Source organism: Billgrantia zhangzhouensis, from assembly GCF_021404465.1.
Taxonomy (GTDB): domain Bacteria; phylum Pseudomonadota; class Gammaproteobacteria; order Pseudomonadales; family Halomonadaceae; genus Halomonas; species Halomonas zhangzhouensis.
This window is the reverse complement of record NZ_JABFTT010000004.1, coordinates 133,556-157,779: the sequence shown is the minus strand read 5'-3', so window position 1 is coordinate 157,779 and position 24,224 is coordinate 133,556. Positions and strand designations below refer to the sequence as shown.

Annotated in this window: 21 protein-coding genes; 10 read left to right on the top strand and 11 right to left on the bottom strand. The window is 64.9% G+C overall.

Features of this window, described 5'->3' with window-relative positions; translation table 11 throughout:
• Positions 1-22: 22 nt before the first annotated feature.
• The 5 genes from HOP51_RS06180 to HOP51_RS06160 all read left to right on the top strand — a co-directional run bounded on the left by HOP51_RS06180 (position 23) and on the right by HOP51_RS06160 (position 3,574).
• The gene (locus tag HOP51_RS06180) at positions 23-1,441 is read left to right on the top strand and encodes an RNA polymerase factor sigma-54 (protein WP_234273078.1); all 1,419 of its coding nucleotides are present in this window, start codon (positions 23-25) and stop codon (positions 1,439-1,441) included.
• Between the two features lie 109 nt (positions 1,442-1,550).
• Entirely contained in the window at positions 1,551-1,859 is a 309-nt protein-coding gene (hpf, locus tag HOP51_RS06175; RefSeq protein WP_234273077.1) for a ribosome hibernation-promoting factor, HPF/YfiA family, read from the top strand.
• Between the two features lie 6 nt (positions 1,860-1,865).
• A complete protein-coding gene (ptsN, locus tag HOP51_RS06170) occupies positions 1,866-2,336 on the top strand; it encodes a PTS IIA-like nitrogen regulatory protein PtsN (protein ID WP_234273076.1) in 471 nt (156 codons plus the stop codon).
• A 46-nt stretch (positions 2,337-2,382) separates the two neighbouring features.
• Positions 2,383-3,303, top strand: a complete 921-nt coding sequence (rapZ, locus tag HOP51_RS06165) for an RNase adapter RapZ (RefSeq protein WP_234273075.1) — start codon at positions 2,383-2,385, stop codon at positions 3,301-3,303.
• A 1-nt stretch (position 3,304) separates the two neighbouring features.
• A complete protein-coding gene (locus tag HOP51_RS06160) occupies positions 3,305-3,574 on the top strand; it encodes an HPr family phosphocarrier protein (RefSeq protein WP_234273074.1) in 270 nt (89 codons plus the stop codon).
• Positions 3,575-3,620: 46 nt separating this feature from the next.
• On the opposite strand, the gene pmbA is transcribed toward HOP51_RS06160, so the two are convergent.
• Entirely contained in the window at positions 3,621-4,961 is a 1,341-nt protein-coding gene (gene pmbA, locus HOP51_RS06155; protein WP_234273073.1) for a metalloprotease PmbA, read from the bottom strand.
• Positions 4,962-5,108: 147 nt separating this feature from the next.
• On the opposite strand from pmbA, the gene yjgA reads away from it, so the two are divergent.
• Positions 5,109-5,615, top strand: a complete 507-nt coding sequence (gene yjgA / locus HOP51_RS06150) for a ribosome biogenesis factor YjgA (RefSeq protein WP_234273072.1) — start codon at positions 5,109-5,111, stop codon at positions 5,613-5,615.
• Between the two features lie 184 nt (positions 5,616-5,799).
• On the opposite strand, the gene tldD is transcribed toward yjgA, so the two are convergent.
• From tldD to HOP51_RS06115, 7 genes are all read right to left on the bottom strand, one after another.
• Entirely contained in the window at positions 5,800-7,254 is a 1,455-nt protein-coding gene (tldD, locus tag HOP51_RS06145; protein WP_234273071.1) for a metalloprotease TldD, read from the bottom strand.
• On the bottom strand, positions 7,251-11,081 hold the full coding sequence (locus HOP51_RS06140; protein ID WP_234273070.1) for a YhdP family phospholipid transporter: 3,831 nt from the start codon (positions 11,079-11,081) through the stop codon (positions 7,251-7,253). Before HOP51_RS06140 ends, tldD begins: the two co-directional genes overlap by 4 nt.
• A gap of 7 nt (positions 11,082-11,088) precedes the next feature.
• A complete protein-coding gene (gene rng, locus HOP51_RS06135) occupies positions 11,089-12,552 on the bottom strand; it encodes a ribonuclease G (RefSeq protein ID WP_234273069.1) in 1,464 nt (487 codons plus the stop codon).
• A gap of 53 nt (positions 12,553-12,605) precedes the next feature.
• Positions 12,606-13,202 carry a Maf family protein gene (locus HOP51_RS06130; protein WP_234273068.1) on the bottom strand — a complete coding sequence of 199 codons (597 nt, stop codon included), beginning with the start codon at positions 13,200-13,202 and terminating at the stop codon, positions 12,606-12,608.
• Positions 13,203-13,213: 11 nt separating this feature from the next.
• Entirely contained in the window at positions 13,214-13,705 is a 492-nt protein-coding gene (mreD, locus tag HOP51_RS06125) for a rod shape-determining protein MreD (protein ID WP_234273067.1), read from the bottom strand.
• The gene (gene mreC / locus HOP51_RS06120; protein ID WP_234273066.1) at positions 13,705-14,580 is read right to left on the bottom strand and encodes a rod shape-determining protein MreC; all 876 of its coding nucleotides are present in this window, start codon (positions 14,578-14,580) and stop codon (positions 13,705-13,707) included. Before mreC ends, mreD begins: the two co-directional genes overlap by 1 nt.
• A 129-nt stretch (positions 14,581-14,709) precedes the next feature.
• On the bottom strand, positions 14,710-15,747 hold the full coding sequence (locus HOP51_RS06115; protein ID WP_234273065.1) for a rod shape-determining protein: 1,038 nt from the start codon (positions 15,745-15,747) through the stop codon (positions 14,710-14,712).
• Positions 15,748-15,926: 179 nt separating this feature from the next.
• On the opposite strand from HOP51_RS06115, the gene gatC reads away from it, so the two are divergent.
• The 4 genes from gatC (at position 15,927) to HOP51_RS06095 (ending at position 19,817) form a co-directional block, all read left to right on the top strand.
• Positions 15,927-16,214, top strand: a complete 288-nt coding sequence (gene gatC / locus HOP51_RS06110; RefSeq protein WP_234273064.1) for an Asp-tRNA(Asn)/Glu-tRNA(Gln) amidotransferase subunit GatC — start codon at positions 15,927-15,929, stop codon at positions 16,212-16,214.
• 84 nt (positions 16,215-16,298) lie between these two features.
• Positions 16,299-17,759, top strand: coding sequence for an Asp-tRNA(Asn)/Glu-tRNA(Gln) amidotransferase subunit GatA (gatA, locus tag HOP51_RS06105; RefSeq protein WP_234273063.1), 1,461 nt, complete (start codon positions 16,299-16,301; stop codon positions 17,757-17,759).
• A complete protein-coding gene (gatB, locus tag HOP51_RS06100; protein ID WP_234273062.1) occupies positions 17,759-19,213 on the top strand; it encodes an Asp-tRNA(Asn)/Glu-tRNA(Gln) amidotransferase subunit GatB in 1,455 nt (484 codons plus the stop codon). Before gatA ends, gatB begins: the two co-directional genes overlap by 1 nt.
• Before the next feature lie 52 nt (positions 19,214-19,265).
• Positions 19,266-19,817 (top strand): cupin domain-containing protein, encoded by a 552-nt coding sequence (locus tag HOP51_RS06095; RefSeq protein WP_234273061.1) that lies wholly within the window; start codon positions 19,266-19,268, stop codon positions 19,815-19,817.
• A gap of 45 nt (positions 19,818-19,862) precedes the next feature.
• Here HOP51_RS06095 and rmuC read toward each other — a convergent pair whose 3' ends face one another.
• From rmuC to HOP51_RS06080, 3 genes are all read right to left on the bottom strand, one after another.
• Positions 19,863-21,239 (bottom strand): DNA recombination protein RmuC, encoded by a 1,377-nt coding sequence (gene rmuC / locus HOP51_RS06090; RefSeq protein WP_234273060.1) that lies wholly within the window; start codon positions 21,237-21,239, stop codon positions 19,863-19,865.
• A 69-nt stretch (positions 21,240-21,308) separates the two neighbouring features.
• Complete coding sequence (locus HOP51_RS06085; protein WP_234273059.1) at positions 21,309-22,814, bottom strand: aldehyde dehydrogenase; 1,506 nt, start codon at positions 22,812-22,814, stop codon at positions 21,309-21,311.
• Positions 22,811-24,214 carry an aspartate aminotransferase family protein gene (locus HOP51_RS06080; RefSeq protein ID WP_276574344.1) on the bottom strand — a complete coding sequence of 468 codons (1,404 nt, stop codon included), beginning with the start codon at positions 24,212-24,214 and terminating at the stop codon, positions 22,811-22,813. The genes HOP51_RS06085 and HOP51_RS06080 overlap by 4 nt, the downstream gene beginning before the upstream one ends.
• Positions 24,215-24,224: the final 10 nt, after the last annotated feature.

The window sequence follows — 24,224 nt, the reverse complement described above, 5'->3', positions numbered from 1 at the left end:
GGCAAATGAGCCCCGTATTCTCATGGCCATGAAAGCATCTTTGCAACTGCGTGTCGGCACCCAGCTGACCATGACTCCCCAGTTGCAGCAGGCCATCGCCCTGCTGCAACTTTCGACTCTCGACCTGCGCCAGGAGATCCAACAGGCGCTGGAATCCAACCCCATGCTGGAGCTCGACGACGACTTCGGCGAACAGGCCATCAGCGAATCCCAGAGCGAAGACTGGGCCAGCGAAATACCCAACGAGCTGTCGACCGACAGCGACTGGACCGATACCTACCCCGATCATGGCAGCGGCTCGGGCGTCACTGGTGAAGGACCCGACTTCGAGCGCCAGGCCTCGGAGCAGACCCTGGCCGGACACTTGGTCTGGCAACTGGCGATGACCGACCTGAGCGAGCGCCAGCATATTATCGCCGAGAGCTTGATCGATGCCGTCGATGGTGCCGGTTACCTGGCCCAGACACTGGAAGAGATCCGCGACGGTCTGCGCCAGCAGGGCCTCGATGGCCTGACCGTACGGGAAGTCGAGCAGGTATTGCTGCGACTACAGCAGTTCGAGCCTACCGGAGTATTCGCCCGCGACTTGCGCGAGTGTCTGATGCTGCAGCTGGCCACTCTGCCCGACGGCACCCCCCTGCTACCCCAGACTCGCCGCCTGGTGCGCCAGTTTCTCGAAGCCCTGGCCGCCGACGATCGCCGCCTGCTCAAGCGCCGACTGGGGTTGGACGACGAAGCCTTGGACGAGGTCATCGCCCTGGTCCGTTCGCTGGACCCCCGCCCGGGCAGCGCCTATGCCGAGGTCGGCAGCAGCTACGTCACGCCGGATCTGGTTGCCTATCATGACGAGTCCGGCTGGCGTGTCGAGCTGAACGCCGACGCCCTGCCCCGGCTGCGCATCCAACCCGACTACGTTGCCCTGGTGCGCCGCGCCGACAAGAGCCAGGACAACCAGTTTCTCAAGGATCACCTGCAGGAGGCGCGCTGGCTGATGAAGAGCCTGGCGAGCCGCAACGACACCCTGCTACGAGTGGGCCGCGAGATCATGGCGCGCCAGATCGAATTCCTCGAGCAGGGCGAGGAAGCCATGAAGCCCCTGGTGCTGGCCGATATCGCTCAGGCCGTCGAGATGCATGAGTCGACCATCTCTCGCGTGACCACACAAAAGTTCATCCACACGCCACGCGGTGTGTTCGAACTCAAGTACTTCTTCTCCAGCCATGTCGGCGGCAACGGCGATGGCGACGCCCACTCCAGCACGGCGATTCGCGCCCGCATTCGCAAGCTGATCGCCGACGAACCGCCGCGCAAGCCGCTCTCCGACAGCCGCCTGGTGGAATTGCTCGCAGACGACGGGATTCGGGTGGCACGCCGCACGGTTGCCAAGTATCGTGAGGCCTTGGGGATTCCTTCCTCGAGCGAGCGCAAGCGTTTTCGCTGAGGCCTCCGCGTAACGTTGACGCCAGACAACCTCGGCCGCTCGAGGGGGTTTGCAGGGCAGTAAAAAGGGTTACAATCGAGCTACCACCCGAAGGACGAAGGAGCTTGCCATGCAAGTCAACATCACCGGCCATCATGTAGAGCTGACCGATTCACTACGTGACTACGTGAGCGAGAAGCTGAGCCGCGTCCAACGCCACTATGACAACATTACCAACGTGCAGGTCACGCTCTCGATCGAGAAGGAACGTCAACAGGCCGCCTGTACGATACATGCCGCCGGCGCCGACCTGCATGCCGAAGCTTCCGATCCCGACATGTACGCCGCGATCGATGCCTTGACCGACAAGCTTGACCGTCAACTGGTCAAACACAAGGAAAAAGCCCAGGCGCGCGCCCAGGGCGCCGGCATTCGCTGAGTTGACATGACACTGGAAACCATCCTGCCCCCGGAACGCGCTTTGTTCGACGTTCCGGGAGGCAGCAAGAAGAGGGTGCTGGAGTTCTTCAGCACCTTCATTGCGCAGAACACTCCGAGCCTCGACAGCCAGGAAGTCTTCAGCCGGCTGGTCGGTCGCGAGAGGCTGGGCAGCACCGGCATCGGCAATGGCGTCGCCATTCCCCATGCCCGCAGCCCACACTGCCATAGCCCCGTGGCGGCTTTTCTCAAGCTGGCGGAGCCCATCGATTTCGACGCCATCGACGGCGAGCCGGTCGATCTCGTCTTCGTACTGCTGGTACCCGAGGAGGCCGACGACACTCACCTGTCGCTGCTGAGCCAGGTGGCCAGCGTGATGAACGACGCCGACACACGTGCACGACTGCGCAGATGCGAGAGCCAGCGCGAACTCCACGAGCGTCTCATCGACGCGATACGACGACAATCCTCGGCCTGAATTTTTCGCCACACCGTTCGGCCAGCCCCTGATCAGGAGAACTCTCATGCAGCTTGTGATCATCAGCGGCCGTTCCGGCTCTGGCAAATCGATCGCACTGCAAGCGCTCGAAGACATTGGCTACTATGCCATCGACAACCTGCCGGCGATGCTGCTCGGGTCGCTGGTCGATGAGCTACGTAACTCTCCTACGATCCAGACCTCCATCGCCGTCAGCATCGATGCGCGCAACCTGCCTCATGCCCTGGAACGTTTCCCGCGGCTGCTGGAAGAACTGCGCGCCAAGCAGGTCGACTGCCAGATCGTCTACCTGACGACCGATGCCAAGATTCTGCACGAGCGCTACTCCGCCACCCGGCGTCGCCACCCCCTGACCCGTGGCCGCGATATGACCCTGGGTGAAGCCATCGAGTCGGAAGACGCCACGTTGAGCGACATTCGCAACCTGGCAGACCTGATCATCGACACCTCACGACTGTCGGTGCACGACCTTCGCGGCCGTATCACCGAGCAGGTGGCCAGCCATCACGCCGACCAGTTGACCCTGACCGTGGAGTCGTTCGGCTTCAAGGGCGGCGTGCCGCTCGACGCCGACATCGTCTTCGATGCACGCTGCCTGCCCAACCCCTATTGGGACCCCCGTCTACGCTCAGCCACCGGCAGGGAGCCCAGCATCGTGGAATTCCTGGAGCAGTATCCGCTGGTTCAGCAAATGCTCGACGACATCATCGCCTGGGTCGAACGCTGGCTACCGGCTTATCGAGACTCTCACCGCAGCTACCTTACCGTCGCCATCGGTTGCACCGGCGGCCAGCACCGCTCTGTCTATCTCGCCGAGCGTCTCGCGCACCACTTGGCACAGCAGCAGCCGGACGTGCGCCTGCGCCATCGCGAACTCGGTATCCATACGCCGGTCACCGCCACGCAGGAGCCGACCGCCGAGGCGCCTGAGCACAAGGAATCGTAGCGTGCCCTGCCGCAAGCTGATCCTGACCAACAAACGCGGCCTGCATGCTCGCGCTGCCACCAAGCTGGTGCAATGCTGCCAACCCTTCAATGCACGTATCGTCGTCAGCCGGGGTCCCCAGCAGGCCGATGCCAACAACATCATGGCGTTGCTGATGCTGGGCGCGCCCTGCGGCACTGAACTCGAGGTCAGCGCCGCAGGAGAGGATGCCGAAGCGGCTTTGGAGGCCATCGAGGCATTGTTCGAGGCCCGCTTCGATGAGGATACTTAGGAATGGCTGCGCTCGCTCATTCCCGCTAGTTTAGCGGCAAGTCGGTTCAGCTACCGGCTACGGTCATCTCGTCGATCAGCCAACTGCCGGTATGAATACTGCCACGGGTATCGATGTCGCTGCCCACGCCGACCAGCCCCTTGAACATCGCTTCGAGATTGCCGGCAATGGTGAACTCCTCCACCGGATGCTGGATTTCACCGTTCTCAACCCAGAAGCCGGCCGCACCGCGGGAGTAGTCGCCGGTGACACCGTTCACCCCCTGCCCCATCAGCTCGGTGACCAGTACGCCTCGCCTCATCCGCGAGAGCAGCGCATCGCGCGACTCGAGCGGTGCCGTGATACGCAGGTTGCGTGCCCCGCCGGCGTTGCCGGTGGTCCGCATGCCAAGACGCCGCGCGCTGTAGGCCGAGAGCATGTAACTGGCAAGCCGCCCTGCCTCGATGAAAACGTTGTCGCGAGTCTGCACGCCATCGTTGTCGAACGGCGAGCTGGCCATGGCGCCGCGCTCCATGGGTCGTTCGCCCAAGCTGAACCAGTCAGGAAACAGTGGCTCACCCAGCCGGTCGCACAGAAACGACGCCTGGCGATAGAGCGCGCCTCCGGCGATGGCGCTCATCAGGTGTCCAACAAGGCCGATGGCCACGGTGGCATCGAACAGCACCGGCAGGCGCCCGGTGGCCGGTCGCTGCGCGCCCAGGCGGCGCAGGGTGCGCTCGGCGGCATTCTTGCCCACTTCCTCCGCGGCCAGCAGGTCGCGGGGATTGCGCGCGCTGGTGTAATCGTAGTCGCGCTGCATGCCGCCCTCATCTTCGGCGATCAACATGCAGGACAGCGAGTGCCGGCTACCGCGCTGACTGCCGAGGAAGCCATGGCTATTGGCATACACCCGCACCCCCTCGCCACTGGAGAGCGACGCCCCTTCGGACTGGCGGATGCCGGGCTCGGCACGCCCCGCCGCTTCACAGGCCAGTGCCAGCTCGACGGCTTGTTCGGTGGAGAGCGGCCAGGGGTGGTGCACATCGAGGTCCGGCAGGTCGGTAGCCATCAACTCGGCATCGGCCAGCCCCGCCGCAGGATCCTCACCGGTATACAGTGCAATGGCCATGGCTTTCTCCACGACCTCACGGATCGAGGCATCGCTGGCATCGGTTGAGGAGGCGCTGCCCTTGTGGCCACGCAGGTAGACCGTGACGGCAATCCCCTGGTCGCGGGAGAGCTCGACGGACTCCACCTCTCCTTCACGTACGCTGATGCCGACCCCCTGATCGACACTGGCTCCCACTTCGCAGGCATCCGCCCCCAGATGCTTCGCCAGAAGCAGCGCCTGCTCGGCGCGGGACTCCAGCAGGGCCTGCTGGGCAGCGGCATCGAAAGCCTTGGACATGTGTATCTCCCTCATTCACCGGCCAAGCCGGTCCTCGCAAATGTCACTTCCCGCCGCAAGGCGGCGGCCTGATATACTGCTGCCATTCGGGCCTGTTCGCTAATCGATGGCCAACCAAATTCCAATCCCTTACCACTTGGATGCGGCATGACCCAGGATATTCCCTCCCCCTCCGACGAAAGACCCAGCAAGTCGCAGCTCAAGCGTGAAATGCATGCGCTACAGGCACTGGGCGAGCAGATCATCGCCATGACTCCCGCGGAACGTGCCCGCTTCCCGCTTTCCGAGGACATGCTCGCCGCCGTCGAGGAGACCTCCCGCATCCGCTCCCACGAGGGGCGCCGGCGCCACATGCAGTATGTGGGCAAGCTGATGCGGCGCGAGGACCTGAACGCGATCCGGGCAGTGTTCGACGAGATCGAGCAAGAGAACCGTCGCCGCGATCTGGCCTTCCATCGTCTCGAGAAGTGGCGTGACCGGCTGATCGACGAAGGCGACGAGGCCGTAGAGGCCTTCATCGCCGACTATCCCGATGTCGATCGCCAAGCGCTTCGCCAGTTGATCCGCAACGCCAGGAGCGAGCGCGAACGGAGCAAGCCCCCAGCCAACGCCCGCAAGCTGTTCCGGCTGATCCGCGATACGGCCGGTTTGTGAAAGCGCAGGCATAGGACACAGTCTGCGACCGACCGCCTGGCTTCACGGGGCCGCGGCGACAGGCTTCCGAGGAGGCGCTGTAAACCCCTCCCTGGGCGCTACCTACGCCATCCATGGCGTAGGACCTCCTCTTCAACCTGCCCCTCTCTCCCCGCAGAACGTAGCCGAGTGCAGGCACGTTCGTTCACGAAGCGGTGCCGCCGACGGTGAGCTCATCAAGCTTCAGCGTCGGCTGGCCAACGCCCACCGGCACGCCCTGCCCTTCCTTGCCGCATACGCCGATGCCGGTGTCGAGTTCCAGGTCGTGGCCGATCATCGACACCCGCCCCATCGCCTCCGGTCCGTTGCCGATCAGGGTGGCGCCCTTCACCGGCACGGTGATCCTGCCATTCTCAATCAAATAGGCTTCGCTCGCCGAGAACACGAACTTGCCCGAAGTGATGTCCACCTGGCCACCGCCGAAGCTGACCGCATAGATACCACGCTTGACGCTGCCGATGATGTCGGCCGGATCATCCTGGCCAGCCAGCATGTAGGTATTGGTCATGCGCGGCATCGGCATATGGGCGAACGACTCGCGCCGGGCATTGCCGGTGGGCGTCATGCCCATCAGCCGGGCATTGAGCTTGTCCTGCATGTAGCCGGTGAGGATGCCGTCCTCGATCAACGTGGTGTTCTGGCCCGGTGTGCCTTCGTCGTCCACGCTCATGGAGCCGCGCCGATCGGCCAGGGTGGCATCGTCCACCACCGTCACGCCAGGCGCAGCGACACGTTGCCCCATGCGACCGGCAAAGGCGGAACTGCCCTTGCGGTTGAAGTCGCCCTCCAGGCCGTGCCCCACCGCCTCGTGAAGCAGGATCCCCGGCCAGCCGGGGCCAAGCACCACCGGCATCTGCCCGGCCGGAGCGTCCACTGCCTCCAGATTGACCAGCGCCTGACGCACCGCCTCCTTGGCAAAGTGCTCGGCGGCGTTGTCATCGCGCAGCCGCGACATGGCATAGCGCCCGCCGCCACCGGCACTGCCACGCTCACGTCGTCCATTCCGGACCGCAATGACGCTGACATTGAAACGCACCAGCGGCCGAATGTCCGCCGCCAGGGTGCCATCACTGGCACGCACCAGCACGACCTCGTGCACGCCGGTGAGCGATGCGCTGACCTGGGAGACGGCCGGATCGGCGGCACGCGCCACCCGGTCGGCCTGCTTGAGCATGGCGATCTTCTCTTCCGCCGACAGACCGGCGAGAGGATCGATTGCGGCATAGCGCAACGCGCCCTGGCTCACGACTCGGGAACCGAGCGGAAGACGCGCTCCGCTGCGCACGATTCCCGAGGCCGTGCGCCCCGTTTCCGCCAAGGCATCGAGAGTGATCTGGTTGGAATAGGCGAAACCGGTCTTTTCGCCCGCCATGGCACGCACACCGACGCCACCGTCGATGTTGTAGCCGGCTTCCTTGACCTCGCCATCCTCGAGCACCCAGCTCTCGTGCCAGCTTCTCTGGAAATAGAGGTCGGCATAGTCGACCCCCGGAGCCAGCACGTGGCCGAGTCCAGCATCGAGGGCGTCGATATCCAGCCCACCGGGGCGCAATAGGATCTCGACGGCGGTATCGAGCAAGGCAGGTGAAGATGTCGTCATTCGGCGGTTTCCAGTGTGATGTCCGGCGAGGTCCAGGGGCCTCGCACGCGATAATGAATTCGGGTGACCCGGTCGATGGCTCTGCCGAACAGGCGGTCGGCAATGAACAGGGCACCGCCCACCACTGGCGCACCGGCAATGACCGCGGCCAGCGGCAGGCTGCTACTGACTGGCACTGTGATGCCCAGACGCTGATCCAGTTCCCGCCGTGCCAGATCGACGGTGCCGTCCAGAGTGAAGGAGGTAGCCGGGCCATCGATCAGCACCGGACCATTGGTTTCCAGTACGCCTCCATACAGGGTAGCAGCCCCACTCACCTGATCGAAGGCCGTGCCCTGCCCGGTCACGTCGGAAAAGTCCATGCGCAACCTGCGCACCAGATTGTCGACATTGAGCAGCCCCACCACCCGCGCCGTCGGCGATTCCAGATTGACGAAGCGGCCATTGCGCAACTCGGCTTCGATACTGCCTCGCGAACGCACCAGGGCGAACTGCCAGGGCGGCCCCGGCCAGGCCAGTTGGCTGCGCACGCGTGTCTCACCGCTGCGGATCGAGACTGGCTGGCCGAGCCGCTCCAGTGCCGTGCCCAGATCGCGCCCATCGAGATCGAGCCGCGAGCGGGTCAGGCTGTCGCCCGGACCGGCGGACTCCCAGACGACTTCCCCCCGGGCCGAAATCTGACCCAGGGTCAGCCCCAGAGGGGCAATGCCGAGCCGCTGCGGCCCACTTTGCCAATGAGCGGTCAACGGACCGATCTGGCGTCCTTGGTAGAGAATGTCGGCGATACGCAGGCGACCATTGGGAAGCTCGCTGGTCCACTGAGGCAGTGGCGTGGGATCGGGCGGCACGTCGAGTTCCTCGAGCAGGTTGCCGGCCCCTTCCGGCTGTGCGGGGAGCAGTCCATCGAGGGTCAGGCGCTCTAGCGCGATATCCAAGGGATCGGTGAGCGACGGACGGTAGTCGAGGTAACCCTCGAGCAGGTCTCCCCGCAGGCCGACACGCCAACCACCACCGGTGTGGGGCCGTGCATCGGCGGTCATGGTGCCTAGGCAATCCTGCGGACCGACGAGACAGGCGGTCTCCACTCGCAGGCGACGTAGCGCTCCAGGCCCCGCACCGCTATTCGGCGCGCCATTGCCAAGCATCGGTGCCAACGCCGCCCCCCACTCCACCAGGTCAAGACGGGATTGGTAGAGGGTACCCGACCATCCCTCCTGCTCGGGCCAACTGGGCGCTTCGGGCAGTCGCCCAAGCCAGAACTGCCCCTGGCCCAGATCCGACCACGGCAGGCCACGCCAGCGCAGGCGGGCATCACCACCCATTTCGGCTTCCACCCGCTGTTGATCGAGATCGGCTTCGACCCACAGCGGACGACTCTCCCCTGCCGCCTTGCCCAGCGGTGACGGCAGGTCGATGGCGACACCCTGCAGGCTACTGTCGAAGCGGGCCGTATTGCGCGTTTCGCCAAGCTCGAAGCGGCCGCGCCACGGCAGGCGACCCGACAGCCGAGCGTCGAGTGCACCGGCATCGAAGCGCTGCAACACGCTATCCACCTCAGCGGCGCCATCAAGTGCGACGTAGCCTGCCAGAGTATCGATGTCAGCATTGATCGGCCCGCCGAACAAACGCCCTTCCAAGTGACCTTCGAGCCCACCTTCTTCATCGCGCTGACGCCAGGCGAGCGGCCCCTTCACATCGCTGAGAGACACTTCCAGCGGCAGGTAGACAAGACGCTGCATATCGACGTCGGTTTCGAGGTCGAGCCGAAAGCCGTCATCCTCCCCCAGCAGGGTAGTAAACTCAAGGCTACCGCTGGCGCGGCCCTCCCCGCGCCAATCGTCGACCTGCTCCACGCCGTCGACCGGAATCGCCCGTAAGTAGCGCCGGATGCCATCGGCATCGGCAGCCAGATTGCCAGTCACGCGGAGCACGTCATCCTCGATGGCAACCTGACCGTTGGTCCCCTCGACCCCCAAACTCTCGGCGTAGCGCACCTCGGCATCGAGGGTACCGATGCCGGCACGCAGCCGGCCTTCGACCGACTCGATCACCGGCCACTGCGGATCGAACGGCAGCCGGCCGTCGACGATTTCCAGATCGAGCTGAAGACGCGGCTCAAGGCCGCTGCCGCCGCGGCGGAGCGGCAGATGCAGCTTGAGTTCGCCAGTCGGCACGCGGCCGGCCACGCCCGCCACCAACCAAGCGTCTAGCTCCTCGCCCAGCACATTGGCAGGCAGCCAGTCCACCAGCGGCCGCTCCAGTGCATCGACATCGCGGAAGCGCAGGTCAAGGCCCAAGCCACCATGTACGCCGCCACCGATCACCAGGCCGAAGCTTCCCTCGACCTCAGCATCCTGCCAGCCGGCCTTGAGATTGCGTCCACTGACGAAGGTACGTGGCCCCTCGTAGGTCCAGCGCACCTCGCCACTGGCATGGGAAAGCTCCATCGGAGCCTGGTAAAGCTGCGGTATTTTCAGGGCTGGCTCACCGACGCCGACGAACTCGACCCGCCCGGAGAGATCCCGCGCTTCGACCCAAGCATCCAGCGGCCCCCCTCCCGGAACCTCGTCCCAGGGCTCCACCTCGACCTGATGCACGGCGGCCTGTGCCACCCAATGCCCATTGCGACGGCCGACTCCCAAGCCCGAAACCAGGCCGCGAGGTCCCAGGGCATCAATGGTACGCACCAGCCCTTCGGGCAGCAGAATGCGTTCACGCCAAGCGGCAAGCGAGGCCAACTCGAATTGGCTGGTGGTCAACCACCAGCCCTCGCCATCGTGGCGCAGGTGCCAGAAGTGTGGCAGCGCCGGCTCTCGCTCACGCTCGAGTTCATCCGGCTCCGCCCATTCGGCGGCCGAGGCGTCGCCCTGCAGCCAAGCCTCCCAACCCGACTCGCTGCGCAACCACTGCCCACGCGCCCGAAGCGGTTCCAATACGATCGGCGCGTCATCGCGGCGCAGTGCCAGCCGCGGGATGTCGAGATCGATACGCGCGTCGGCCAGGGCACCACGGTGCCAACGCCCCCACAGGGTGACGTCACCGCTGGCATCCTCCAACCTCAGGGGATCGTCGGGAGTGAACACCTCGACCAGATCGATCAGCGTGCCGAGCTTCATCTCGGCCTGAAGCGCCGCGCTGAAATCGCGAAAGCCGGTAGGTCCGGGGAAAATTTCCAGCGCGGCCTGCAACGAGGCTTCCTCTTGCCCTTCCAGGTGCACCTCGCCTTCGAGATGGGCACGCCGCTCGTCACCAGTGAGCAATAACCGCGGCGCCAGCATGTCGACCCGGCGCTCGCGACCATGCAGCACCAAGCGCACCTCCTCCACCCAGGCTCGCTGGCGCAGCAGTAACCCGACCCAGAAATCAAGTCGCTCAAGATCGAACTCGCCTTCGAGTAGCTCCGGTGGAATCCTGGCCGGATCTGGCCAGTGCCAGCCGCCCTGCTCATCTTGATAGAGATGAAGGGTCAACCCACGCATGCGAGCATCGGCGACCACCGGTACGCCGGCACGCAGGCTGGCGGAGGTATCGAGCCACAGCCGGGCGTATTCGACCTCGAGAAGAGGCAGGCCGGCGTCCCCTTCCTGGGTGTTGAGCGACAAGCCACTCCCCTCGATCACGGGATCGAGCCGTGCCAGCCTGGCATCGAACCCGTGCAATTGAACCGCCGCTCCCGTTCGCGCCTCGAGCAGCCGCTCGACGCGTGGTGCCATTTGGTCGACCTGGGACAGCGCCACACGCAGCACCAACAGCACTACCGCCGCCAGCGCCAATAGCGTGGCCAGGAGCGTGAGGGTCCAGCGTCCTATCTGACGAGAGGAGGACATCGGCCGCTCACATCAGCACGATGTCGTACTGCTCCTGGGAGTAATGGCCCTCGACCTGGAAGCGAATGGTCTTGCCGATGAACGCTTCCAGGTCGGCGACCGCCGCGGACTCCTCGTCAAGCAGCCGATCCACCACCGGCTGGGAGGCCAGCACCATATAGGTCTCGGCGCTGTAGGCACGCTCTTCGCGCAGAATTTCGCGGAAGATCTCGTAGCACACCGTCTCGGCGGTCTTCAGGGTTCCGCGACCGCCACAAGTGGGGCACGACTCGCACAACGTCTGCTCCAGACTCTCGCGGGTGCGCTTGCGCGTCAGTTGCACCAGCCCCAATTCGGTGACGCCGGTGCATTTGGTCTTGGCATGGTCGCGCTCCAGCGCTTTCTCCAGTACCCGCAGCACCTGGCGCTGATGCTCCGGATCTTCCATGTCGATGAAGTCGATGATGATGATGCCACCGAGATTGCGCAGGCGCAGTTGGCGGGCAATGGCATTGGCCGCCTCGAGGTTGGTCTTGAAGATGGTTTCCTCGAGGTTGCGATGCCCCACGTAGCCACCGGTATTGACGTCGATGGTGGTCATCGCCTCGGTGGGGTCGATCACCAGGTAGCCGCCGGACTTGAGCTGGACCTTGCGGCCCAGTGCCTTCTGGATTTCGTCCTCGACGCTGTAGAGGTCGAAGATCGGTCGCTCACCAGGATAGTACTCGATGCGCGCCGTGCAGTCGGGCATGAACTCCTCGGCGAACTCGAGCAGCTTGACGTAGTTCTCGCGCGAATCGATGCGTACCTTCTCGATCTCGTCGCGCATCAGATCGCGCAGGGTACGGATGAACAGCGGCAGGTCGTCGTAGATCACGCTGGGCGCCGGTGCGGTCACCTTGCGCTCGCTGACCTTGCGCCATAACCGCAGGAGAAAGTACATGTCGGAGAAAAGCTCGTCCTTGCCCACGTTCTCCGCCGCCGTACGCACGATGAAGCCACCAGTAATCTCGATCTCCTGCTCGGCCTGGCAGAGTTCGAGCAGTTCGCGCAGCCGCTCGCGCTCACGCTCGTCCTCGATACGCTGGGAGACGCCATGATGGGGGGAGTCAGGCATGTAGACCAGGTAGCGCGACGGCACCGACAGGTGGGTAGTCAGACGCGCCCCCTTGGAGCCGATGGGATCCTTGGTGACCTGTACGACCAGAGCCTGGCCCTCGTGGAGCAACTGGCCGATGGAGGCCTGCTCCTCGGGTGGGGTTCCCGGCGGCATCACTTCGTGGGCATGAATGAAAGCCGCACGGTCGAGGCCGATATCGACAAAGGCTGCCTGCATGCCGGGAAGCACCCGCACCACGCGGCCCTTGTAGATATTGCCGACGATGCCGCGTCGCCGCGTACGCTCGATTAGCGCTTCCTGCAACACACCGTTTTCCACCACCGCCACGCGGGTTTCCATCGGCGTCAGGTTGATCAGTACTTCGCCGCTCATGCGGAAATCCTTGTCCAATTCAGTCTTCGCCGCATTATGACATAGTGATGCGGCTAGACAGCACCATTCCAAATCGGCACGCCCTGTCGTACCAGTAGCTGAGCCGTCTCGAACAACGGCAGCCCTACCACTGACGAGTGGCTGCCTTCGATGCGTTCGACGAAGATCGCCGCCAGCCCCTGAATGGCATAGCCGCCCGCCTTGTCGGCCGGCTCGCCGGTATCCCAGTAGGCCGCCACTTCCCTGTCGCTGATATTCCGCATGAAGACTCGCGTCGCCACGCAAGTCTCGAGCAACCCGGCCGGCCCCGTCACTGCCACGGCGGTGAGTACCTCGTGCCCGCGGCCCGACAGCAGGCGCAGCATGGCGGCCGCCTCGGCCCTGTCGGCAGGCTTGCCGAGAATCCGGTCATCGCAGACCACAGCCGTATCCGACCCCAGTGTCGGAAGCGTCGAATGGCGTCCACCCGCGAGCGCCTTCTCCCGGGCCAGACGCACCACATAGGCCTCAGGAAGTTCGCCAGGCAGTACCGTCTCATCGATATCCACCGGCCGGACCTCGACGGTGAGTCCGATACCGGCCAGCAGCTCACGTCGGCGTGGAGAAGCCGAAGCCAGGCAGAGCGCGGGCGAACACGGTGCATCGCTCATACTGTCGCTCCTTAGTCGCTCCTCGCCAGGCGCCGCTCGAAGGCCTGAAACATGGTGGCCAGCCAAGGCCAAAGCACGGCCCCGATCAATGAAGGCAGCAGGAAGGCAAGGTGCATCGAGAAAGGGCCGAACAGGGTTCGCAGCCACTGCTCGACCAACTGCACCAATCCGAGCAGCACCAGGATCAACAGCGACTGCTGAACGAGGGAGTAAGTGCGAAAGCGGGGATAAACCAGCGCCGCGAGGAAGGCCAGCAGTGACAGAGTCAAGGCATTCTGGCCCAGCGGCGCCCCTTCGATGAGGTCAAGCAGTATGCCAAGCACGAAGCCATGGAAGACTCCCACCCGATCGGGAGCTGCCATGCACCAATAGATGAGCATCAGGCCGAGCCAGTCAGGGCGCCAGATCTGCCAGCCCTCGGCCAAGGGCATCACCTGCAGGCACAGCGCCAGCAGCAGGGTGAACCACACCCAGGGCAGTGCCGTTCGCGGTCCGCTTGGCATCAGTCCAGCTCCTCCGTCGCAGATACCAGTTCGGCATCGACCTCAGGTTCGTCGGGGGGCTCGCGGTCCCACATCTCATCATCCGGTACCGGCACGGGATCAGGCGGAAACACCAGCAGGAAGTGACGCGAGCGCTGCAGTCGCGCTACGGGCTCGGCCGTCACCCGGGCGAATGGCTGTCCCGGATCGTGCACCACCTCGGTGACCCGCGCTACGGGATATCCCGGTGGGAACCGCCCCGCCAAACCCGAGGTCACCAGCAAATCGCCCACGCGAATGTCGGCCGTGTCCGGCACATGTATCACACGCAGGGCATCGTATTGGCCGCTGCCCTGCAGCACGAAACGCAGCCCATTGCGGTTGACCTGGATCGGCAGCGCATGACTGGCGTCCGCCACCATCAAGACCCGGCTGGAATAGGCGGAAACGGCCGTCACCTGCCCCACCAGACCCGAGGCGTCCAACACCGGCTGACCCACGAAGACACCGTTGCGGCGACCACGGTCGATTACCATCTGGTGAGTGAACGGATCAGAGTCGAGAGAGAGCAGTTCGGCAGTAATATAAGAAGCGTCGAGGCGTGCCGCGGCGTCCAGCAATTCACGCAGGCGCACGTTTTCCGCGGTCAGGCTCGACATGTGCTGGACCCGGTGCGACAGGTGTAGCACCTGTTCGCGCAAGCGCCGGTTCTCCTCTACCAAGGCACGCTGGTCGGAGAGCGCCAGCGCCCCCCAGGCCAGCACGTCGCTCGGCACGGCCACCAGCCATTGGATCGGCGCTACGACCGTAGTGAGCTGTGCACGCACCTCTTCCATACGGGTAAAGCGGTAATCGACGAACATCAAAGCAGAAGCGGCCACCGCACACAACAGCATGCGGTAGCCGGGCACAGAACCGTGCGAGAACAGCGGTTTAATAGACGTCCCCCCCGCACTGGGCGCAGCACATCGGCTGGCTGCGCCTGTTCATACTTCGATTCGCACTGGTAGACGACCTTGCAGCCGTCAGTCGCTCGAGAGTAGCTCGAAGGTGTGGCGGTCGATCATCTCGAGAGCCTTGCCGCCTCCACGCGCCACGCAGGTCAGCGGATCTTCGGCAACGATGACCGGCAGGCCAGTCTCCTCGGAGATCAGCTTGTCGAGATCGCGCAGCAGGGCCCCACCGCCAGTCAGCACCAGACCACGCTCGGCGATGTCCGAGGCAAGCTCCGGCGGCGACTGCTCCAGCGCGCTCTTGACCGCAGCCACGATCGAAGAGAGCGTTTCCTGCAACGCGTCGAGGATCTCATGGGAGTTCAAGGTGAAGCTGCGCGGGATACCCTCGGCCAAATTGCGACCGCGCACGTCGATCTCGCGCAGCTCGCCGCCGGGGTAGGCACAACCGATCTCTTCCTTGATGCGCTCGGCGGTAGCCTCGCCGATCAGGCTACCGTAGTGGCGGCGCACGTAGGCGGAGATAGCCTCGTCGAAGCGGTCGCCGCCGACGCGGACCGACTCTGAGTAGACCACGCCATTGAGCGAGATGATGGCAATCTCCGTGGTACCGCCACCGATGTCCACCACCATCGACCCCTGGGCGTCATCCACTGGCAGCCCGGCACCAATGGCAGCGGCCATGGGCTCCTCGATCAGGAACACCTCACGGGCACCGGCCCCCTCGGCAGACTCCTTGATCGCCCGACGCTCGACCTGGGTCGACATGCAGGGCACGCAGACCAGCACGCGCGGGCTCGGGGTCAGGAAGGTGCTCTGGTGCACCTTGCGGATGAAGTGCTGCAGCATCTGCTCGGTGACGGTGAAGTCGGCAATCACGCCGTCCTTCATCGGCCGAATGGCGGTAATGTTGCCTGGCGTACGGCCCAGCATGCGCTTGGCATCGGCGCCAACCGCGGCCACGCTGCGCATGTTGCCGGACTGGCGAATGGCCACTACCGACGGCTCATCGAGCACGATACCGCGACCGCGGACATAAATCAGTGTATTGGCCGTACCCAGATCGATGGAAAGATCGCTGGAGAACAGCCCCCTCAAGCGTTTGAACATGGACGTCGTTACCTAGTGCAGACCGGGACCAGTGCGGAGGCAAACGGTATCATCGCGGCCCCCGCGCAGCAAGCGACATGGCACCGCTGCGGGTGCGAGAAGAGTGCCCGCCACGCGTCGGATATGGTACCTTTTCCTGCTGTGCATAACACTCTAATCCGTGCGAGGACACTCAGCTCATGGCGCTTGAACACGCAGACGTGCAGCGGGCCGCCCATTTGGCCCGCCTCGGCCTGACCGACGACGAAGCCGCCCGCTACGTGGACGACCTAGGCCGCATTCTCGAGATGGTCGACATGCTCCAGGGTCTCGACACCGAAGGCGTCGCGCCGCTGGCTCACCCGCTGGACGTCACTCAGCGTCTGCGCGCCGACGAAGTCACCGAGAGCGACCAGCGCAGCTGTTTCCAGCGCTGCGCACCGGCCGTGGAGAACGGGCTCTACCTCGTCCCTCGAGTCGTCGAATGAGCCCCGGCCGGCCGCCACAGCGGCCGTCGGTCAACGCAGGATCCGCTTTCTCTCTCACGGCACGCCTTCATGGAGCCATGCCGCATGCATGACAAGACCCTTGCCGAACTGGCCCGTTCGCTCGAAGCCGGCGAGTTTTCCAGCCGCGAACTGACCCAGCACCTGCTGGGCCGCATCGACCGCCTCGACGGCAAGCTGAACAGCTTCATCACCGTCACCTACGACCAGGCCCTGGCTGCCGCCGACGCTGCCGACAAGGCACGCGCGGCTGGCGAGGCAGACCTGTTGACCGGCCTGCCCCTGGCGCTGAAGGACATCTTCTGCACCCAGGACATCAAGACCACCGCCGGCTCACGAATGCTCGACAACTTCATCTCGCCCTACGACGCTACCGTGGTCGAGAAGCTCAAGGCCGCCGGTACCGTCAGCCTGGGCAAGACCAACATGGACGAGTTCGCCATGGGCTCCTCCAACGAGAACAGCCATTACGGTGCAGTGAAGAATCCTTGGGACCTCACCGCGGTACCCGGCGGCTCCTCGGGCGGCAGCGCGGCAGCAGTGGCTGCCGGCCTGGTCCCGGCCGCCATCGGCACCGACACCGGCGGCTCGATCCGCCAGCCCGCCGCCTTCTGCGGCATCACCGGACTCAAGCCCACCTATGGGCGGGTGTCGCGCTACGGCATGATCGCCTACGCCTCGAGCCTCGACCAGGCTGGCCCCATGGCTCGCTCCGCTGAAGACTGTGCGCTGCTGCTGGGGGCCATGGCGGGTCACGACCTGCGTGACTCCACCTGCGTGGCACGCGGCGTGCCCGACTACACCGAGGAGCTCGACACCCCCCTCGCCGGCCTCAAGATCGGCCTGCCCCGCGAGTACTTCGGCGACGGCCTCGACCCGCAGGTGGAGGCGGCGGTACGCGATGCCATCAAAGTGTATGAATCGCTCGGTGCCAGCGTGCGCGAGGTGAGCCTGCCGCACACCCACTACGCGATCCCGGCCTACTACGTCATCGCTCCCGCCGAGGCCTCGTCGAACCTGTCGCGCTACGACGGCGTGCGCTTCGGCCACCGCTGCGCCAACCCAGCCGACCTGATCGACCTGTACAAGCGCAGCCGCGCAGAGGGCTTCGGCGACGAGGTCAAGCGTCGCATCCTGATCGGCACTCACACCCTTTCCGAAGGCTTCTTCGACGCCTACTACAAGAAGGCCCAGCAGGTACGTCGCCTGATTCGCCAGGACTTCCTCGACGCCTTCGAGGAAGTCGACGTGCTGATGGGCCCGGCCTCGCCCACGCCGGCCTTCGACCTTGGCGCCAAGAAGGATCCGGTCTCGATGTACCTGCAGGACATCTACACCATTGCCATCAACCTGGCGGGCATTCCCGGCATGAGCGTACCGGCCGGTTTTGCCGGCAGCCGCCCCATCGGGCTGCAGATCCTGGGCAGCCACTTCACCGAGGCGCGCCTGCTCAACGTCGCCCATCAGTTCCAGCAGGCCACCGACTGGCACCGTCAACGCCCCGCCTTCGCCGAGGAGAACGCCTGATGCAATGGGAAACCGTGATCGGGCTGGAGGTCCACGTCCAGCTCGCCACCCGCTCGAAGATCTTCTCCGGCGCCTCCACCGCCTTCGGCGCCGAGCCCAACACCCAGGCCTGTGCCGTCGACCTGGGCCTACCCGGGGTACTGCCGGTTCTCAACGAGGCCGCCGTGGCCATGGCGGTCGAGTTCGGCCTGGCGATTCATGCCGAGATCCCCGAGGTTTCGGTCTTCGATCGCAAGAACTACTTCTACCCCGACCTGCCCAAGGGCTACCAGACCAGCCAGATGTACCAGCCCATCGTCGGTGCCGGTGTGGTCGAGATCACCCTGGAGGACGGCACGACCAAGCCGATCCGCGTCCACCACGCGCACCTCGAGGAAGACGCCGGCAAGTCGCTGCACGAAGACTTCCATGGCATGACAGGCGTCGACCTCAACCGCGCCGGCACGCCGCTGCTCGAGATCGTCTCCGAGCCCGACATGCGTTCGGCGAAAGAGGCCGCCGCCTACCTCAAGGCAATTCACTCCATCGTCACCTATCTCGGCATCTCCGACGGCAACATGGCCGAGGGCTCGATGCGCTGCGACGTCAACGTCTCGGTACGCCCCAAGGGACAGGAAACCTTCGGTACCCGTGCCGAGATCAAGAACGTCAACTCCTTCCGCTTCGTCGAACGTGCCATCGCCTTCGAGGTAGAACGCCAGATCGAGCTGCTCGAAGAAGGCGGCAAGGTGGTGCAGGAAACCCGCCTGTTCGATCCCGAGCGCGACGAGACCCGCAGCATGCGTACCAAGGAGGAAGCCAACGACTATCGCTACTTCCCCTGCCCCGACCTGCTGCCAGTGGTGCTCGACAAGGCCTATATCGATCACCTGCGCGACAACCTGCCGGAGCTGCCTGCCGAGAAGCGTGCCCGCTTCGAGAACGAGCTGGGACTTTCCGCCTACGACGCCAGCGTGCTCTCCGCCACCCGCGAGATGGCCGACTATTTCGACGAGGTGAAGGACGTCTGCGGCGATGCCAAGCAGGCCGCCAACTGGGTCCAGGGCGAACTCTCGGGCGCCCTCAACCGCGAGGGGCTGGCGATCAAGGACAGCCCCGTATCGGCCCGCCAGCTCGGTGAGCTGGTCGCCCGGATCATCGACGGCACCATCAACGGCAAGGCTGCCAAGCAGGTGTTCCAGGCGCTGTGGAACGGCCAAGGCAGCCGTGCCGACGACGTCATCGAGGCCCAGGGGCTCAAGCAGGTCACCGATACCGGGGCCATCGAGACGATGATCGATCAGGTCATTGCCGACAGCCCGGCTCAGGTGGCCCAGTATCGCGACGCCGAGCCGGACAAGCGCGGCAAGATGATCGGTTACTTTGTCGGTCAGGTGATGAAGGCTTCGCGCGGCACCGCCAATCCGCAACAGGTCAACCAGCTGCTCAAGCAGAAGCTGGATGCCCTCTGCTGAGCCTGTCGGGGCGCCGTCGTAGACGGCGCCCGCCGTGGACGAGGAGACCGGCATGTCGGACGATGTAGGCACGCGCCTGCGCGCCCTGCGCACCCTGCGCGGCATTTCCCAGCGCGAGCTGGCCAAGCGCTGCGGAGTCACCCACTCCAGCCTGTCGCTGATCGAACAAGGCAAGGTCAGCCCTTCGGTCAGCTCGCTGAAGAAGATCCTCGACGCCATTCCCATCAGCGTCGGGGATTTCTTCACCATGGACATGGAGAGCCGTAACCAGGTCTTCTACTCCGCCGAGGAACTGGCCGACGTCGGCAGCGGCGAAGTCATCTACAAGCTGGTCGGCGCCAACCGGGCCAGTCGCGCCCTGGCCTTCATGATCGAGACCTACCCGCCCGGTGCCGACACCGGTCGCGAGATGATCGCCCACCAGGGCGAGGAGGCCGGCGTGGTGCTCGAGGGCGAGATCGAGATTACCATCGGCCCCGAAACCCGCCTGCTCGGCCCCGGTGAAGCTTATTACTTCGATACCAACGTGCCGCACCGCTTCCGCAATCCCGGCAAGGTCCCCTGCCGGCTGGTAAGCTGCTGCACCCCAGCCCGCACCTTCTAGGTACATGAGCCAGCATCAAGACCCGGACCGGCGGCCGGCATCAGGTCATGCGATCTCGTCAGCCCCCGCCTGTCCCCTGGTCGATGCCGTCGTTTCGAGTTCAAGGCCAGCCCGCTCGACCAGCTCGGCGGGCAGCTCTTTCTTCACCGCCACCCCCAGTTCCTGGAATTCGGCGGCCTGCTTGATCAGGTTGCCTCGCCCGTTGACCAGTTGCCCCATGGCGCGGTCGTAGCTGTCGCGGGCGCCGTCGAGCTTCGCCTGTACCTCCTGCATGCTCTCGAGGAACAGGCGCAGCTTGTTGTAGAACCTCTCGGCACGGCTGGCGAGTTCGGCGCTGTGGCGGCTCTGATCCTCGAAGCGCCACAGCTGACGCACCACGTTGAGGCTGGTCAGCAGCGTGGTGGGGGTTGCCACCAGCACGTTGTGCTCGATGGCACGCTGATAAAGAGTCTCGTCGTGCTTGAGCGCCTCGACGTAGGCCGACTCCACCGGAATGAACATGATCACCACGTCGGGAGAATTGAGGCCCGGCAGGTCGTAGTAGTGCTTGTCGGCCAACTCGGCGATACGCTCTCCCACCGCCGTGGCATGGGCGGCCAGGGCCTGCCCTCTCTCCACCTCGTCCTCGGCGTTGACGTAACGCACATAGGCGGCCAACGACGTCTTGGCATCGATCACCAGATGGCGCCCCTGGGGCAGGTAGACCACCGCGTCGGGGCGCCGGCGACCTTCGGCCGTGGCGAAACTCACCTCGCGCTGATAATCCTTGCCGGGGCGCAAACCGGAGCCCTCGAGCACGTTCTCGAGCATCAGCTCGCCCCAGTTGCCCTGAACCTTCTTCTGCCCCTGCAACGCCTGGGTGAGGCGCTCGGCCTGATCGGTGATCTCACGATTGAGCACCTGCAGATGGCGCAGTTCGGCGCGCAGGCCGGCGCGCTGCTCGGTATCGTGGCGGTGGATCGTCTCGACCTTCTCGCGAAAGCCCTTCATCTCGGCCTGGATCGGCTGCAACAGACCACTGATGCGCTGCTGGGAGAGTTCGGAGAAGGCACGCCCCTTGCGTTCGAGAATCTCATTGGCCAGGTTCTCGAACTCCTGGTGCAGTTGGTCGCGGCTATCGCGTAGCAGGGCCAACTGCGCCTCGAAGTGCTGCTGTTTCTGCTCCAGGGTGGTGGCCAGGCGCGCCTCGCGTACCTGCACCTCGCCCAGTTCGCGCTGGAGCTGCTCAAGGCGCTGCTCACGCTCGGCGAGGCGGTTACGTAGCTCCCCTTGTACGGCGGCATGCTGCTCACGCTCGGCCTTGCGCTGGCGTGAGCCGAGCAGGCCAACCAGGCCGAAGGCAAGCATGAACCCCAGTAGCGCCGCTAGCATCATGGCATAGCCGATGGGCAAGGAATCCAGCAGCGTTGAAATGTCAGTCAAGGGACATACTCCTACAAGCGATGCGCCGGCCAGTATACCTGCCGTGAGCAGCCGCTCCCTCCCCTCGCATCAATTCGCCTGCAGCGACATCCATACGCTCTTGAGTTCGGAGTACTCCTCCAGGCTGTGGTGCGATTTGTCGCGCCCGTTGCCCGATTGCTTGACCCCGCCGAAGGGCATGGTCTGGTCGCCCCCGGCCCAGTTGTTGACGAACACCTGGCCCGACTGCAGCCGTCGCGTCACGCGCATGATGCGGTCGATGTCCTGGCTCCACAGCCCCGCCGCCAGGCCGTAGGGCGTGTCGTTGGCCATGGCGATGGCCTCCTCTTCCGTGTCGAAGCCGAACACCGCCAGCACCGGGCCGAAGATCTCCTCGCGGCCGATGGTCATGCTCGGCGTGACGCCGTCGAACACCGTGGGCGGGATGAACAGCCCCGGCCCTTCCAGTGCCTGGCCTCCGCTGCGCAGCCGGGCGCCCTCCTCCACGCCCTGGCGGATATAGTCGAGGATACGGCGGTGCTGGGCCTCGTCGACGATGGCACCCATGAAGCTCTGCGGGTCCAGCGGATCGCCCGGCTGCATATTCTCCGCCGCGGCGAGCACTTTCTCGACGAACTGCTCACGGATCGCGTTCTCCACCAGCAGCCTGGAGCCTGCGATGCATACTTCGCCCTGGTTGTGGAAGATCGCCGCGGCAGCGTGGCTCGCCACCCGGTCGAGATCCTTGCAGTCGGCAAAGACGAGGTTCGGCGACTTGCCGCCGCATTCCAGATAGACCCGCTTGAGGTTGGACTGCCCGGCATACTGCATCAGTTGCTTGCCCACCGCGGTGGAACCGGTGAAGGCCAGGCAGTCGACCTCCATGGAGAGCGCCAAGGCCTTGCCCACGGTGTGACCGAAGCCCGGCAGTACCTGGAACACGCCCTTGGGCAGGCCGGCTTCCTTGGCCAGTTGCGCCAGGCGCAGCGCCGACAGCGGCGATTTCTCCGAGGGTTTCAAGATCACGCTGTTGCCGGCGGCCAGCGCCGGGGCGATCTTCCACGCGGTCATCATCAGCGGGAAGTTCCACGGCACGATGGCCGCCACCACCCCGATGGGCTCGCGCAGCACCAGAGCCAGGGCGTCCTCGCCGGTGGGCGCCACCTCGCCGTAGAGTTTGTCGATGCACTCGGCCTGGTAGCGAATGCAGCCGATGGCGCCGGCCATGTCGCCCAGCGAGCTCGAGATGGGCTTGCCCATGTCGAGGGTGTCGATCAGCGCCAGTTCGTGTTTGTTGGCCTCCATCAGGTCGGCCAGGCGCAGCAGAGTCTTCTTGCGCTTGCCCGGTGCCAGGCGCGACCACTCACCACCGGCAAAGGCCTCGCGCGCCACTGCCACGGCACGCGTGGCATCGGGTTCGTCGCAGCTCGCCACCTGGGCCAGGATCTCGCCGGTGGCCGGGTTGCGCGACTCGAAGGTGTCGCCGCTTTCGGCATCGACGAAGGTGTCGTCGATGAAGGCGTGCGATTCGAAAGAAAGCTCGGCGGCCCGGGCCTGCCAGTCAGCCAGGGTGCGGGGGGATGGCGTACGGCTCATGATCGGGACTCCTCTATGATGGCTGGATCATCCGCCTGTTCGCGTGCGGCCAGCCGCCGCGCGGTCTCGTCCAGCGCCTCCCCGGCCAGGCTTACCAGTTCGTCGATCTCGGCGCGGGTAATGATCAGCGGCGGCGAAATGATCATCGTATCACCCACTGAGCGCATCACCAGACCGAGGTCGAGGCAGATGTCGCGACACAGGGTGCCGGCACCGAGCGGCTTGGGAAAACGCTCGCCGGTGGCCGGGTCGACCAGCTCCAGCGCACCGATCAGCCCCAGCGAGCGCGCCTCGCCCACCATGGGATGATCGGCCAGGGTGGCCCAGCGCTCGGCGAGATAGGGGCCAACGTCGTCGCGTACCCGCTCGACGATACCCTCGGCCTGCATCAGCTCTAGGTTCTGCAGCGCCACGGCGGCGCACACCGGATGCCCTGAATAGGTGAAACCGTGAAAGAATTCGCCGCCGCGCTCGATCAGCGTCTCGGCGACGCGGTCGCCTACCAGCACGCCACCGATCGGCAGGTAGCCGGACGAGAGCCCCTTGGCAATCGGCATCAGGTCGGGCTCGAGATCATAATGCACACTGCCGAACCACTCTCCAAGGCGACCGAAACCGCAGATCACCTCGTCTACCACCAGCAGGATGTCGTACCTGGCCAGTACCTCCTTGACCGCCGGCCAGTAGCTCTCCGGCGGGATGATGGCACCGCCGGCGCCTTGTACCGGCTCGGCGATGAAGGCGGCGACGTTCTCCTCGCCAAGCTCCTGAATCTTCGCTTCGAGCGCCGCGGCGCAGTCGCGACCGAAGGTTTCAGGATCCTGGCCCGCCGGCCGCCCTTCCCCAAACCAATAGGGCTGGCGCACATGGGTAATCCTGGGCACCGTCGGGCCGCCCTGGGCATGCATCGGCGCCATGCCGCCAAGGCTCATGCCAGCCACGGTGGAGCCGTGATAGGCATTCTCGCGCGCGATCACCCACTGCTTGTCGGGCTTGCCTTCCAGGGCCCAGTAGCGGCGCACCATGCGCAGCATGGTGTCGTTGGCCTCGGAGCCCGAGCCGGTGAAGAACACGCGGTTCATGTGCGCCGGCGCCAGCCGGCACAGCGCCTCGGCCAGCTTCACCGCCGGCGGATGGGTGCTCTTGAAGAAGTTATTGTAATAGGGCAGTTCATGCAGCTGTGCAGTGGCTGCCTCGACCAGCTCCTGGCGGCCATACCCCAGGTTGACGCACCACAGTCCGGCCATGGCATCGAGGATGCGGTTGCCCTCGCTGTCATGGATGTAGATCCCCTCGGCGTGGGTGACGATGCGGCTACCCTCCTCACCCAGTGCCTTGAAGTCGGTGAAGGGGTGCAGGTGGTGGTCACGATCCAACTGGCGGTAGGTCTCGGTCTGCATGGGTATTCTC